General features: G+C 61.9%; 13 protein-coding genes. 7 read left to right on the forward strand and 6 right to left on the reverse strand.

Features of this window, described 5'->3' with window-relative positions:
- Positions 1-164: 164 nt before the first annotated feature.
- Together ACSBQS_RS00375 and ACSBQS_RS00380 are read right to left on the reverse strand one after the other, a co-directional pair.
- Complete coding sequence (locus tag ACSBQS_RS00375) at positions 165-1,766, reverse strand: ABC transporter substrate-binding protein (protein ID WP_033651036.1); 1,602 nt, start codon at positions 1,764-1,766, stop codon at positions 165-167.
- Between the two features lie 128 nt (positions 1,767-1,894).
- Positions 1,895-2,275, reverse strand: coding sequence for a winged helix-turn-helix transcriptional regulator (locus ACSBQS_RS00380; RefSeq protein WP_033651037.1), 381 nt, complete (start codon positions 2,273-2,275; stop codon positions 1,895-1,897).
- Positions 2,276-2,359: 84 nt separating this feature from the next.
- On the opposite strand from ACSBQS_RS00380, the gene ACSBQS_RS00385 reads away from it, so the two are divergent.
- Complete coding sequence (locus ACSBQS_RS00385) at positions 2,360-3,127, forward strand: NAD(P)H-dependent oxidoreductase (protein WP_033651038.1); 768 nt, start codon at positions 2,360-2,362, stop codon at positions 3,125-3,127.
- On the opposite strand, the gene ACSBQS_RS00390 is transcribed toward ACSBQS_RS00385, so the two are convergent.
- Positions 3,124-3,372 carry a hypothetical protein gene (locus tag ACSBQS_RS00390; protein ID WP_004940639.1) on the reverse strand — a complete coding sequence of 83 codons (249 nt, stop codon included), beginning with the start codon at positions 3,370-3,372 and terminating at the stop codon, positions 3,124-3,126. The genes ACSBQS_RS00385 and ACSBQS_RS00390 overlap by 4 nt on opposite strands.
- Positions 3,373-3,565: 193 nt before the next feature.
- On the opposite strand from ACSBQS_RS00390, the gene ACSBQS_RS00395 reads away from it, so the two are divergent.
- From ACSBQS_RS00395 to feaR, 3 genes are all read left to right on the forward strand, one after another.
- Positions 3,566-3,970: an Exc2 family lipoprotein gene (locus ACSBQS_RS00395; RefSeq protein WP_033651039.1), complete on the forward strand. Its 405-nt coding sequence runs from the start codon at positions 3,566-3,568 to the stop codon at positions 3,968-3,970.
- Positions 3,971-4,203: 233 nt separating this feature from the next.
- A complete protein-coding gene (locus ACSBQS_RS00400; protein WP_033651040.1) occupies positions 4,204-4,845 on the forward strand; it encodes a DsbA family protein in 642 nt (213 codons plus the stop codon).
- Between the two features lie 139 nt (positions 4,846-4,984).
- Positions 4,985-5,884: a transcriptional regulator FeaR gene (gene feaR / locus ACSBQS_RS00405; protein WP_033651181.1), complete on the forward strand. Its 900-nt coding sequence runs from the start codon at positions 4,985-4,987 to the stop codon at positions 5,882-5,884.
- A gap of 33 nt (positions 5,885-5,917) precedes the next feature.
- On the opposite strand, the gene ACSBQS_RS00410 is transcribed toward feaR, so the two are convergent.
- Entirely contained in the window at positions 5,918-7,417 is a 1,500-nt protein-coding gene (locus tag ACSBQS_RS00410; protein WP_047025790.1) for an aldehyde dehydrogenase family protein, read from the reverse strand.
- A gap of 159 nt (positions 7,418-7,576) precedes the next feature.
- On the reverse strand, positions 7,577-8,215 hold the full coding sequence (gene leuE, locus ACSBQS_RS00415) for a leucine efflux protein LeuE (RefSeq protein ID WP_033641999.1): 639 nt from the start codon (positions 8,213-8,215) through the stop codon (positions 7,577-7,579).
- A 237-nt stretch (positions 8,216-8,452) separates the two neighbouring features.
- On the opposite strand from leuE, the gene ada reads away from it, so the two are divergent.
- Both ada and ACSBQS_RS00425 read left to right on the forward strand, forming a co-directional pair.
- Positions 8,453-9,508, forward strand: a complete 1,056-nt coding sequence (gene ada, locus ACSBQS_RS00420; protein ID WP_342164393.1) for a bifunctional DNA-binding transcriptional regulator/O6-methylguanine-DNA methyltransferase Ada — start codon at positions 8,453-8,455, stop codon at positions 9,506-9,508.
- Complete coding sequence (locus tag ACSBQS_RS00425; RefSeq protein WP_342164342.1) at positions 9,505-10,218, forward strand: 2OG-Fe(II) oxygenase; 714 nt, start codon at positions 9,505-9,507, stop codon at positions 10,216-10,218. Before ada ends, ACSBQS_RS00425 begins: the two co-directional genes overlap by 4 nt.
- Here ACSBQS_RS00425 and tehB read toward each other — a convergent pair.
- The gene (tehB, locus tag ACSBQS_RS00430; protein ID WP_353440020.1) at positions 10,213-11,076 is read right to left on the reverse strand and encodes an SAM-dependent methyltransferase TehB; all 864 of its coding nucleotides are present in this window, start codon (positions 11,074-11,076) and stop codon (positions 10,213-10,215) included. The genes ACSBQS_RS00425 and tehB overlap by 6 nt on opposite strands.
- A 178-nt stretch (positions 11,077-11,254) precedes the next feature.
- Between tehB and ACSBQS_RS00435 the strand changes: the two genes are divergently transcribed.
- Positions 11,255-12,358 carry a DUF1615 domain-containing protein gene (locus tag ACSBQS_RS00435; protein WP_046897586.1) on the forward strand — a complete coding sequence of 368 codons (1,104 nt, stop codon included), beginning with the start codon at positions 11,255-11,257 and terminating at the stop codon, positions 12,356-12,358.
- Positions 12,359-12,392 lie beyond the last annotated feature (34 nt).

Raw genomic sequence — 12,392 nt, forward strand, 5'->3', positions numbered from 1 at the left:
TCAACTCACTTATTAAGCGATTGGTTTAGTGGGTTATGCGCCTGACGGCAGGGGAGGCCGTGAGCGTCGTAAGGTATGAAGTTAACAGGCGGTAGATTCCGAGGCCGGTAGCTTATTAAGCGATGACGCGGGTTGCGCCGCAGCCCTCGCTGCGGCGCCTGGGATCAGTTCAATTTGGCCTTGGCGAAATCGCTGCCGTTCACGTCCACCACGTAGCCGCTCAGGTTGCTGCGGGTGGCGTAGAACACTTTGCCGGTGGCCAGCGGCAGCCACGGCGCCTGTTTGGCGAAGATCACCTGCGCCTGTTGGTACAGCTTGGCGCGCGCCTGCGGCTGGTTCTCCTGGATCGCCTGCTGGATCAGCCGGTCGTAATCCTTATCGCACCAGCGCGCCACGTTGGCGCCGCTCTGCACCCCGGCGCAGCCGAGCAGGGTGGCGAAGTTGTCCGGATCGCCGTTGTCCGATACCCAGCCGTACAGCGCGCTCTGCTGCTCGCCTTTGCGCAGCCCGGCCAGATACTGGCCCCACTCCCAGGTGACGATCTTGGCCTTCACGCCCACCTTCGCCCAGTCGCTCTGGATCATCTCGGCGATGCGCTTCGAGTTCGGGTTGTAAGGGCGCTGTACCGGCATCGACCAGATGTCGGTCTCAAAACCCTGCTCCAGCCCGGCTTGCTTCAGCAGCTCGCGCGCCTTCTGCGGATCGTAGGCGTATTCCGGCAGCTTGTCGTTGTAACCCAGCATGCCCGGCGGCAGCAGCGAATTGGCCGGTGTGCCGCTGTCTTTGAACACCGCGGCGATGATCGCTTTCTTGTCCACCGCGTAGCTCAGCGCCTGACGCACCAGCAGGTTGTCGAACGGTTTTTTCTGGGTGTTGAACGCCAGATAGCCGACGTTCAGCCCGGTAATGTCGTGCAGCTGCAGGTTGCCGTCGGCCTTGATGGCGGCGAACTGTTCCGGCAGCGGCGCGGGGATGATCTGGCATTCGTTGGTTTTCAGCTTGGCCAGCCGGGTCTGCGGATCCGGCGTGATGGAGAAGATGAGGTGCTTGCTGGCCACTTCACCCTGCCAGTAGTGCGGGTTGGCGATGTAGCGGATCAGCGAATCCTGCTTGTACTGCTGCAGCGCAAACGGCCCGGTGCCGATCGGCCAGTTGTCGACGTATTCCGGCGTGCCCTTTTTCAGCATCGCGTCGGCGTACTCGGCGGACAGGATCGAGGCGAAATCCATCGCCCAGTCGGCGACGAAGGCGGCGTTGGGCTGGCTCAGCGTGAAGCGCACGTGGTGTTCGTCCACCGCTTCCACCTTGGTGATCAGCTTATCCAGACCCATGTCGGTGAAGTATTCATAGTTGCCGCCGGAGACCTTGTGATACGGGTTGGCGGGATCCTTCTGCCGCATCACGGTGAACACCACGTCTTCGGCGTTAAAGTCGCGCGTTGGGGTGAAGTATTTGTTGCTGTTGAATTTCACGCCCTGGCGCAGGGTAAAGGTGTAGGTCTTGCCGTCCGGGCTGACGCTCCACTCGGTGGCCAGCGACGGGGCGGGCGTTTTATCGCTTTCGCGCAGCGTCACCAAGCGGTTGTACAGCACCTGCGAGGTGGCGATAAAGGTTGGCCCGGAGCTGGAGAGCTGCGGGTTGAACGATTCCGGCGAGGCAACGGTGCAGTACACCAGCGCATCGGAAGCGGCCAGCGCGCCGCCCGCCGACAGCAGGCCGCAGCCGGCCAGCACCAGCGCGGCGATTGGGTGTTTTAAAAACGTCAAGGCAAGATCCTCAGGTGGAGTGGGCCGTTACCGGCGAATTGAATTAACTATAGATAACGGATGGCGAGACCGGGAACAAGCGTCTCACCTGCGCATTCTGTGCGCCGCGCGTTGCTTGCCAAACCGCTTTACTCGGTCTCGCGCTTGCGGTCGGCATCATAGCGCTCGCGGGCGGCGTCCAGCTCGGGGAAATGGTATTCCGCCCAGCGGTCCAGCGCCGTCAGCGTCTCGACCAGCGAGCAGGCGACGGCGCTGAGCCGATATTCCACATGCGCCTGATTCTTTTCACTTAAATCCAGCCGTTCAAGCAGCCCGTTGCGTTCCAGCTGGCGCAGCGTTTGCGTCAGCACCTTCTGCGAAATGCCGTCGATGCGGCGCAGCAGTTCGCCGTTGCGCATCGGGCGCTGCGCCAGCGCAGGCAGGATCAACATCACCCACTTGCCGGAGATCAGCGCCAGCGCATCGCGCGCGGAGCACTTGCTCGAATAGACGTCGCCGGGATAAGCCATTGGGGGTTACCTTCAGGTGCGTAATTGCCAAGGGTGCGATAAAGCCACAGCATAGCAGCACCACCTTACAACGGGAGAAACAGGATGAACGTGCTGATTGTGCTGGCTCACCCCGAGCCGCATTCCTTCAATGCTCATTTGGCCGAACAGGCGCGGCAGGCCTGCCTGGCGCAGGGGCATCAGGTGAAGACGGTCGATCTGTATCAGGAGGGATTTGATCCGCGCGAGGGCGCCGGCCATTACCCCAGCAGAAAGCAGGCGGACAGATTTGATGCGATGCAGGAGCAGCGCCATCACTGGACGACTCAGGCGCTGCCGGCGGAGATCCGGCGGCATATCGAGCTGCTGCACTGGGCGGATACGCTGGTGCTGCAGTTTCCTTTCTGGTGGTTCGGCGCGCCGGCCATCATCAAAGGCTGGATGGATCGGGTGTTCGTTTACGGCGGGATCTACGACAGCCGCCATCGCCATGAGAACGGCGTAATGCGCGGCAAACGGGCGCTGCTGACCGTCACCGCCGGCGCTTCCGCACAGGCCTGCGCGCCGAACGGGCGCGACGGCGATATGCGGCTGATGCTGTGGCCCATCATGCATGCGTTGCACTATATCGGCTTTAGCGTGCTGGAGCCGTTCCTGGTCTATGGCGTGCGCGGCGGGTTGGCGGGCGAGGCTCTGCAGGCGCAAAACGCCGCGTTGGCGCAGGTGACGCAGGCGTACCGGGACGGTTTGAACGCGTTTTCCGCCTGGCCGGCGGTGCCGTTCAACCGCAATGAAGATTTTGACGCCGATCTGGCGCTGAAGCCCGGCGCGCCGGTGTACAGCCCGTTCGTGCGGCATTGCGATCCGGATTAGAATCCGGCCTTCAGCAGTTCCTCGCGCAAATCGTCGATAATCGCCGGTTCGATGTCGGGGAACTGCTGCTGAATATCGGCGATGGCTTCGGCCACGCTCGGGCCGGCGAAGGTGCCGGAGAAGGGCAGCAGCGGCAGGTTCGCGTCGCTGTCCGGCAGTTCGCCGCGGATGGTGCCGGTGATCATGCCCGCTTTTTTTTCCGCCGTGAGGTCGTACTCCCCCACGCTTTTGTCGATCGGTTTCATTGGCCGCCTCGCTGTCGGTGAGTGTTTACCCTGTCTGTTAAAGCATAGTGTTTCAGGCAATGAATACCAATCAATGTATATAATATTAATATAAAACAAGGCGATGCGTGTTTTTGTCGTTTGACGTTCGCCGGGGGCTGGCGCTATGCTCTTGGCGCTAAAGGAACCTTCCTCACTGACAGGGACAGACGACATGAAAAGACTGAAAAGCGCGGCGCTGTTGTTGCCGCTGTTGGCGCTCAGCGCCTGCACCCATCACCTCAGCAGCGCCGAGCTGCATGCCAAGCACTACATTTATCAAACCCGCGACGATTTCGATCCGCAATTCCGCACCGATGTGAACGGCAGTATTAAGAACGCCGTGCCGATGTTCGAACAGTTCTACCAGCTGGGGAAAAAGGATCGCGCGGCAGGCGTGGCGCGCAGCGAGGCGCAGAAAAAGGCCGACTATCTGGCCAGCCCGGAATTCCAGCAGAACATGGAACACAAAACCATTTTCATCAACCGCACTTACAGCGGCTCCGACAACCCTAAACGCCGCCAGGTGTTCTCGCAGGAAGCGGTAGGCGCTTATTGGGACGGTTACGAAGGGCGCTGAACATAATCCCTCACAAATATACCCGTCATACTTGAAGCTGCATCTGTGTTGACTGCGAGCGCTCACCCCAGTCACTTACTTGAGTAAGCTCCTGGGGACTCCCGCTCTTGCCGCCGTGGTGCAACTCCAATTATTTAGGGTATAGAAGGTAATAAAAACTGGTCTTCTGGCGGTTATTTGATTATAAAAACCGCCGCTAAGGACGATGTTCATAGATGAAACCAGGAGTGTTTATGTTGGCAAAAGTTAAGCGTTCGTTCGCCGCCGCCGTCGTATTGATGTTGGCGCTGCCCGCGGTTCAGGCCGCGGATTACCGCGCGGGCGAGCAATACACCCGGCTGGATAAGCCGGTGGCCGCCGCGCCGGCGGTGGTGGAGTTCTTCTCCTTCTACTGCGGCCCTTGTTATCAGTTCGCCGAAACTTACCGTGTGGGCAGCACCGTGGCGCAGGCGCTGCCCGCGGGCGAGAAGGTCACCAAATATCACGTCAGCCTGATGGGCAAACTGGGCAATGCGCTGACCGAAGCCTGGGCGGTGGCGACGGTGCTGGGCGTGGAAGACAAGATTGAAGGGGCGATGTTCGACGCGGTGCAAAAACAGCGCGCCGTCAACAGCGCCGACGATATTCAGCGGGTGTTCACGGCGGCCGGCATCGATGCCGCCACCTATGAAAACGCGCGCCACAGCCTGCTGGTCAAAGGGTTGATCGCCAAGCAGAATGAAGCGGTGAAAGCGTTTGACGTGCGCGGCACCCCGTCGTTCTACGTGGCCGGCCAATACAAGATAGACAATGCCGGCATGGCCGCCACCAGTGTTGAAGGCTACGCCAAAGAGTACGCGGCGGTGGTGCGTTACCTGTTGGACAAACAGCCTTAAGGTGGTTCTCCCTTCGGCACCCGATGATCTGTGATCGCGGTGCCAAATCCCCCGCTCGCCATTGATTGTGTGTTAACGGATTGTTATGGTGATTTTCTGTTCAACGGCGCAGCGACGCCGGCGTTTGAAGGGAGAGATCATGACGGCATTGGCAACGCTCCGCGACGCCGGCTTCGAAGAGTGGCTGGGCAAAATCAACACCGCCTGCGGCAGGTTCTGCGCGAAAACGCTGGGGCCGGGTTTCAGCGGGGCGATGCAGGAGTTCCGCGCCCATGCGCTGCGTCTGAGCGTGGTCGACGTGGCCCAGGCCCGGCTGTATCGCACGCCGCGTGACATCGCCCGCAGCGACGGCGCACACTTTTTTACCGTCTTCCAGCTGCGCGGCAGTGCGTTGATGGAGCAGGGAGATCGCCAAACGATGCTCTCTCCCGGCGACATGACGCTGATCGACGCCTCACAGCCCAGCAGCTTCACCTTCCAGCGCGATTCGCGCCAAATCTCTTTGCTACTGCCGCGCGGCTGCCTGCCGCTGCTGCCGCCTTGCGCGCAGCGTCTGGGGGCGGAGCTGAGCGCGGTGCGCCTCAGCCGCCAGCTGGTGCTGAGCAGCATGCAGGATCCTCAGCTCGCCGCGGCGGAAAGCGAGGCGGTGCTGAATGCGCTGGCGGCGCTGCTGCGCCCGGCTCTGGCGCTCGAACAGGCGCGGCCGGAAGGGCAGCACCCGGTCTTTGACAAGGCGCTGGCGTTGATCGACAGGCATATTCAGTCGGCGCAACTGCGTCCTGAGTGGGTAGCGGCCGAGCTGGGGGTATCGTTACGCAGCCTGTATCGGCTGTTCGCCCGTCAGGGGCTGGTGGTGGCGCAGTACATCAGGAACCGCAGGTTGGATCTGTGCGCGCAGGCGCTGCGCAGCGCCGCCGGGCAGGAAAAGCTGGCCGGCATTGGCCTTGACTGGGGCTTCGCCGATCACAGCCATTTCTCGACCGCTTTCAAGCAGCGTTTCGGCATGTCGCCGAGCGAGTACCGTCGACAGTATCAATAAGTCAGGGCGCGGGCCAGGCCCGCGCCGCTGCACTCAATAGCGGATGCAGACCGATTTCGACTCGGTGTAGGCATCCAGCCAATCCGGGCCGAAATCACGGCCGCTGCCCGACTGTTTGAACCCGCCGAACGGCATGTTCGGGTCGATCAACGTATGGGTGTTGACCCACACGGTGCCGGCCTGAATGCGCGGCGTAAACGCCATCGCCTTTTGCAAGCTGGTGGTCCACAGGCTGGCGGTCAACCCGAAGTCGGTGTCGTTGGCTTTGCTCAGCGCCTCTTCGGCGCTCGCCACCCGGATCAGGTTGACCACCGGGCCGAACACTTCCTCGCGCGTCAGGTTCAGCCGGTCATCCGGGTTGATCACCAGCGTCGGCGGAATGTAGAAGCCGTTGGCGTCCGGGCCGGCCGCGCCGCCGATAAGCTCAGCGTTTTTCGCCCGGGCGTCGTCCAGGTAGGCCGCCACCTTGTTGCGGTGCGCGAGCGACACCAGCGGGTTGATTTGTGCCCCGGTATCCATCCCCGGCCCGACTGACAGCGATTTCACCGCCTGTTCGAATCCGGCCACCAACCGATCGTAAATCGGCGCTTCGATATAAATTCGCGAGCTGGCGGCACACACCTGCCCCTGGTTGAGGAAGCTGCCGAGCATCAGGCCTTCGATCACCTGCTGCGGATCGGCATCTTGCAGCACGATGGCCGGGTTTTTACCGCCCAGCTCGAGCGTCACGCGGGTCAGGCGATCCGCCGCCGCGCGCGCGATGCTTTTGCCCACCGGCGTGGAGCCGGTAAAGCTGACTTTGGCGATCAGCGGATGTTCGGTCAGTGCCTTGCCGCACACGGTGCCGCGGCCGGTGACCACGTTGAACACGCCCGGCGGCACGCCGGCTTCGCTCGCCAGTTCGGCGATGCGCAGCAGGGTGAGCGGGGTGGTTTCCGACGGCTTGATGACGATGGAGCAGCCCGCCGCCAGCGCCGGCATGACTTTCCACATGCCGATCATCAGCGGGAAGTTCCAGGGCACGATGCCGGCGACGACGCCGATCGGTTCTTTGCGGGTATAAACCTGATATTTGGCGCCCGGCGGCATCGGAATGGACACGTCCAGCGTCTGGCCGGTGATTTTGGTCGCCAGCCCGGCGGTGTAACGCATCCAGTTCAGGGTGCTGCCGACTTCGAAAGCGCGGGCGATGTTGATGGATTTGCCCTGCTCCAGGGTTTCGAGCTGCGCCAGCTCTTCGGCGTGCTGCTCCACCAGATCGGCGAAGCGCAGCAGGATGCGTTCGCGCTCGACCGGCAGACGCTGCGCCCAGACGCCTTCGCTGAAGGCTTTGTGAGCGGACTGCACCGCCTGCGCCACGTCGTGTTCGTTGGCGTCGGCAGTGGTGGCGATTTGCTGCCCATTGGCGGGGTTATACACCGCCAGGCGGCCTTCCGCGGCGGACGCGCGCCACTGGCCGTCGATATACAGCCCATGCTGACGATCGAGAAAACGCGACACGCTATCCAGCACGGCTACGGTATTGTCAGACATACATCCTCCGATCAGATTCATCAGGTTATCGTTAACCCTGAGAGTCTAGATCAGCGGTAAAGCGGCGGCTTTGCTCTGCCTGACATTCGATTTGTCCTGCGTGTCATTTTGCCGTGACGGAACAGTAAACCGCGGCCGGCGGGTGCCGGCCGGGAAGGATTACGAACTCAGGGTCGCCAGACGGGTGGCGAAACCGAGGAACAGCAGGCCGATCAGGCCGTTGCCGAGCTTCGCCAGGCCTTTCTTGTGGTTGAAGAAATGCGCCAGCATCGCGCCGGAGAAGATCAGCGTGCTCATGTAGATAAAGCTGACGGCTTCGAGGATCAGCGCCAGAATGGTGAACGACAGCCCGGTGTGCGCGTAGTTGAAATCGATGAACTGTACGAAGAACGACACGTAAAACAGAATAGCTTTCGGGTTGGTCAGGCTCAGCGTCAGCGATTTGCGCAGAATGCTGTTGCCGCCCTCAATCTGTTGCTGTTGCGCCTGCGCCTTCTGCACGAAGGTGGCGTAGAGGATTTTTGCGCCAAGGAACAGCAGGTAAATCGCGCCGAGAAAACGCACCAGGGTAAACAGGAACGGCGTGGTGCGGATCAGCGAAGCCACGCCGATATAGGCGCAAAAGATCAGGATCGCATCGCCGATAAACACGCCCAGCGCCGCGGTATAGCCGGCGCGCACGCCGCGCGATATGCCGGTTTTCAGCACGTACAGCGTATTCGGCCCCGGCAGAATGATGATGAAGACCACCCCGGCCAAATAGGTCCATAAATTCAGGACGCCAAAACTCTCTAACACAATAACCTCTCCATGCGCGCAACTAACAGGCAGAAACACTGGCCACGCCCGTGGCCGGCCGCGATCCTAACGCCGTGCAACCGGGTTGGCAACGTAATAAACTTCATGTTGTTGGTTAAAAATTGTCGAAAGATTGTTGAAAACGTCGGCGCCGAATTAAAAAGCAAGAGTCGGCGTGTTTCGCCAACGGCCCGTCACTATGCTGGTTAACATCGAAACCGCAGTGAGGAACGGATGATGAAAAACGTAATCGACAGCGCCGATCCGCGCTGGCTGGCGATTGTCAGCCGCGACAAGCACGCCGACGGCCGCTTTATCTACGCGGTGAAAACCACCGGCGTGTATTGCTCGCCTTCCTGCCCGTCACGCCAACCGAATCGGCAAAACGTGGAGCTGTTTGACGACGCGGAGCAGGCGGAGGCGGCCGGCTATCGGCCCTGTAAACGCTGCCGGCAGAGGCTGACGCCGCTGACGGAACAGCATGCGCGGCAGATAGCTGAGGCCTGCCGCTATATCGAGCAGGCGGAAAAAGCGCCGTCGCTGCAGACGCTGGCGCGCCACGTCGGGTTGAGCCAATACCATTTCCACCGGCTGTTCAAAGCGATCACCGGCCTGACGCCGAAAGGCTACGCCGACGCGCAGCGCAGCCAACGCTTACGCGCCGGTCTTACGCAGCGGGAAACGGTGACCGACGCGATCTTCGACGCCGGTTATGGCGCCAATGGCCGCTTCTACCAGCAGGCCAACGCTGCGTTGGGCATGACGCCGAAGGCCTATCGGGCGGGCGGCAAAGGCATGCGCATCCATTTCGCCGTCGGGCGCTGTTCGCTGGGCGAGATCCTGGCGGCCCAGAGCGAGGTGGGCATCTGCGCCATTCTGCTGGGGGACGATGCGCAGCAGCTGGTGCAGGATCTGCAGGACAAATTCCCCAACGCTGAGCTGATCGGCGGCGACGCGCAGTATGAAGCGCTGATGGCGCAGGTGGTGGGCCTGATTGAAGCGCCGGAGAACGGGTTGGCGCTGCCGCTGGATATTCGCGGCACCGCGTTTCAACAGCGGGTCTGGCGGGCGCTGCAGGCGATACCGGTCGGCGAAACCGTCAGCTATGCCGATATCGCTCGGCGCATTGGGGCGCCCAAAGCGGTGCGCGCGGTAGCCGGCGCCTGCGCCGCCAACATGCTGGCGGTGGCGATCCCCTGCCACCGGGTGGTGCGCAACGACGGCACGTTGTCCGGCTACCGCTGGGGCGTCGATCGCAAGAAAGCGTTGCTGGAAAAAGAGGCGCAGCGATGAGCGGCGCGCTGGCGACCCGGCTGGCCGAATTGGACTGGGCGGCAATTGAACGTGAACTCGATGCGCAGGGCTGCGCGCGTCTGCCGGGCGTGCTCAGCCAAGAGCTGTGCCGCGAGCTTTCGGCGCTTTACCCGCAGGATGCGCATTTTCGCAGCCGCATCGTGATGGCGAAGCACGGTTTTGGCCGCGGCGAGTACCGCTATTTCGCCTATCCGCTGCCGCCGCCGGTGGCCGAAGCGCGCAGCCTGATGTATGCGCGGCTGGCGCCGGTGGCCAACCGCTGGAACGCCTTGTTGGGGCTGGAGACGCGTTATCCCGTCGCACATGAAACCTACCTGGCGGAATGCCACCGGGCCGGCCAGCGGCGGCCGACGCCGCTGCTGTTGCGTTACGAAACGGGGGATTACAACTGTCTGCATCAGGACCTGTACGGCGAGCGAGTGTTTCCGCTGCAGGTGGCGTTTCTGCTCTCCGCCCCCGAGCAGGACTTCACCGGCGGCGAGTTCGTGCTGACCGAACAGCGGCCGCGGATGCAGAGCCGGGCAGAGGTGGTGCCGCTGCAACAGGGCGACGCGGTGGTGTTCGCCGTGCATCACCGGCCGGTGGCGGGGGCGAAAGGCTGTTATCGGGTCAATCTGCGCCACGGCGTCAGCCGAATACGCGCCGGCCAACGCCACTCGCTGGGGATTATCTTTCACGACGCGCTATAGCTTGCGCGCCAGCAGGGTGGCGAAGCGCAGCGAGATGCGGTTGCCGGCGGCGTCGGTCTTGTGCAGTTGCCCGACGTCTTCGTTGTATTTGAGGATCTCCCAGTCGCGATAATAATGCTTCAGCTCACCCGGCCGGAAGGTAAACGGGAACGGCAGCGGGCAGGGATAATCCTCGGTATCCATCGCCGCCACGATCAGGTTATGGCCGCCGCGCACGGTGCTGTCCTGCATGTCTTGCACGATATGCGGGATCTGTTGCCGCTCGAGGAACATCAAGACCACGGTGGACAGGATAAAGTCGTATTCGCCGCTGAAGCGGTGGGTGTTGAGATCCTGCACCCTGGCGCTCAGGCGGGTTAATTGCTCGGCGTCGACGATCTGATTGAGGCGGGCTATCGACGGCGCATGCTTGTCCCAGGCGGTGACATCGAAACCTTTCAGATTGAGATAGAGCGAATTGCGCCCGCCGCCGCAGCCCAGATCCAGCGCCTTGCCCGGCGCGATGCGCGCCGCCGCCTCAACCACTTCCGAGTGAGTGCGCGTCAGTTCGTATTTCTTGTGGTAGTAATCTTCCGGCGTGCAGTAAAACGCCAGCCGGCAGGTCATGTCGTCCGAAAAGGAAACGATGCGATGCCACTGCTGCGGCTCGATCAACGGCGGCTGGCTTTCAGGGCTAAACTGCCAGGTCTCGGTGGTGGCGCCGTCTTCGGTCATCATGGCGAACGTCAGGTTGCCGCTCAGCACGGTGAGCTTCGCCCAGGTGCCGCTCTGGGTGTTGTGGCGCTGACGAAAGGCTTCCGGCAGCGTGTCGCTGTTCCATTCCGGCAGGGTTTTATAGCAAAGCAACTGCTGCTCCATAGGGGGCTCCTCTGGCTGGGCAAGCAAAGTGATTTATATGATGTATATAAAATACATCTTTATGGTTCGTTTGAACATAGCAGCCTGAAGGAAAGGCGCGGGGAGATCTTTATACTGGATTGTGCGCGGCGGCTGGGCTAATTTCAGTGCTGTTTATGTCATCACGTTCAGGGAAAAGATGCCGATACGCCGTTTATGCCACCCGAAGCCCCTCCGTTTGCTGAGCCTGGCCGCGCTGCTGGCGCTGGCGGGCTGTACCAGCAAAACCACCACCACCTCGCCGGCGGCGCGCCCCGCCGACGTCAAAGCGCGACTGATGACGCTGATCCCGGCCAATGCCGGCGATCGTCAGGGTTGGGCCACCGATATCACCGCCGCGTTCGCCGCGCAGGGCATTGAGCCGAGCGATGAGAACCTGTGCTCGGTGCTGGCGGTGACCGAACAAGAGTCGACGTTCCAGGCTAACCCGCAGGTGCCGGGGCTGCCGAAGATCGCCTGGAAGGAGATCGACCGCCGCGCCGATCAGATGCACATCCCGAACTTTTTGGTGCATACCGCGTTGAAGATCTCGTCGTCGAACGGCCAGAGCTACAGCGAGCGCCTGGATAAGGTGCGCACCGAAAAGGATCTGAGCGATATCTTCGATGACATGATCGACCGCGTGCCGATGGGGCAGAAGCTGTTCGGTCATTTGAACCCGGTTCATACCGGCGGCCCGATGCAGGTGAGCGTCGCCTTCGCCGAGGCGCATGCCAAAGGGTATCCTTATCCGGTTGACGGTTCGATTCGGCGCGAAGTCTTCAGCCGACGCGGCGGCATGTACTTCGGCATTATGCATTTGCTGGGGTACCCGGCCGACTATAGCCGGCCAATTTACCGCTTTGCCGACTTCAACGCCGGCTGGTACGCCAGCCGCAACGCGGCGTTCCAAAACGCGGTCAGCCGGGCGAGCGCCATTCCGCTGGCGCTGGACGGCGATCTGATCGACTTTGGCAGCGACAAGCCCGGCTCCACCGAGCTGGCGGTGCGCACGCTCGGCAAGCGCCTGAACATGAGCGACAGCGCCATTCGCCGGGCGCTGGAGAAAGGCGACACGGCCGACTTTGCCGATACCGACCTGTATAAGAAGGTCTATGCGCTGGCGGGCGGCAAGCTGCCGCGCGAGATGCTGCCGGGCATCCAACTGGAAAGCCCGAAAATCACCCGCAAGCTGACCACCGCCTGGTTCGCCAAGCGGGTGGATGAACGCCGCCAGCGCTGCATGGCGCGCGCCGGCGGTTAACCCTAAAGAAAACGCCGCCGGCGGCCTGAGTCAC

Origin of the sequence: Serratia sp. H402Y (genome assembly GCF_051172415.1) — a bacterium.
In the GTDB taxonomy this organism is placed as follows: Bacteria; Pseudomonadota; Gammaproteobacteria; order Enterobacterales; family Enterobacteriaceae; genus Serratia; species Serratia ureilytica.